At 62.6% G+C, this 1164-nt stretch carries 1 protein-coding gene; it reads right to left on the bottom strand.

Annotated elements, in window-relative coordinates; genetic code table 11:
• Positions 1–1157, bottom strand: a 1157-nt coding sequence (locus AB0J91_RS13400) for an adenosylhomocysteinase (protein ID WP_363867782.1), incomplete at its 3' end; no start/stop codon positions are given.
• Positions 1158–1164: the final 7 nt, after the last annotated feature.

The raw sequence follows: 1164 nt of genomic DNA on the forward strand, positions 1-1164 counted from the left end.
CCGTCATCGAAGGTGTACTCGTGCACCTGCGGCTTGATCTCCTGCTTGGTCACACCCGGGGTCTTCTCCAACCCCGCCATGTCGATCTCGTTGTCGAAATGACCGATGTTGCCCACGATCGCCTGGTGCTTCATCTTGGCCATGTGCTCGGCCTTGATGATGTCGTAGTTACCCGTCGTGGTGATGAAGATGTCCGCATACTCCACGACATCCTCAAGGGTCTTGACCTCGTAACCCTCCATCGCCGCCTGCAACGCGCAGATCGGGTCGATCTCGGTCACGATCACCCGGGCACCCTGACCCCGCAGCGACTCCGCCGAACCCTTACCCACATCACCGAAACCACAGATCACCGCGACCTTGCCACCGATGAGCACATCCGTGGCACGGTTGATGCCATCGACCAACGAGTGCCGGCACCCGTACTTGTTGTCGAACTTCGACTTCGTCACCGAGTCGTTGACGTTGATCGCCGGGAACAACAACCCATCGGCCTTCACCAGCTCATACAGCTTGTGAACACCGGTGGTGGTCTCCTCGGTGACACCCTTGATCTCCGCCGCCAACTTCGTGAACCGGCCCTTGTCCGCCGCCACGGACTTGCGCAAGGTCTCCAGAACGACCTTGAACTCCTCCGGGTCATCCGCACTCGGCTGCGGCACCGCACCCGCCGCCTCGAACTCCACACCCTTGTGCACCAGCAGCGTCGCATCCCCACCGTCGTCGAGGATCATGTTGGCGACCTTGCCATCACCGAAGTCCCACAACTGGTCGGTGCACCACCAGTAGTCCTCCAGCGTCTCGCCCTTCCAAGCGAACACCGGAACACCCGCCGGAGCCTCCGGCGTTCCCTTACCCACCACAACCGCCGCAGCGGCCTCGTCCTGGGTCGAGAAGATGTTGCACGACACCCACCGCACCTCAGCACCCAGCGCGACCAGGGTCTCGATCAGCACGGCGGTCTGCACCGTCATGTGCAGCGAGCCCGCGATGCGGGCGCCCTTGAGCGGCTGGCTGCCGGCGTATTCCTTCCGCGTGGCCATCAAACCCGGCATCTCGTGCTCGGCCAAACGGATCTGGTGCCGACCGGCCTCGGCCAGACCCAGGTCCTTCACGGCGAACTCGAGGCCGTTGACCTTCTGCAACTTGACGCTCATGACTTCC

The organism is Saccharopolyspora sp. NPDC049357 (assembly GCF_040677225.1).
Taxonomy (GTDB): domain Bacteria; phylum Actinomycetota; class Actinomycetes; order Mycobacteriales; family Pseudonocardiaceae; genus Saccharopolyspora.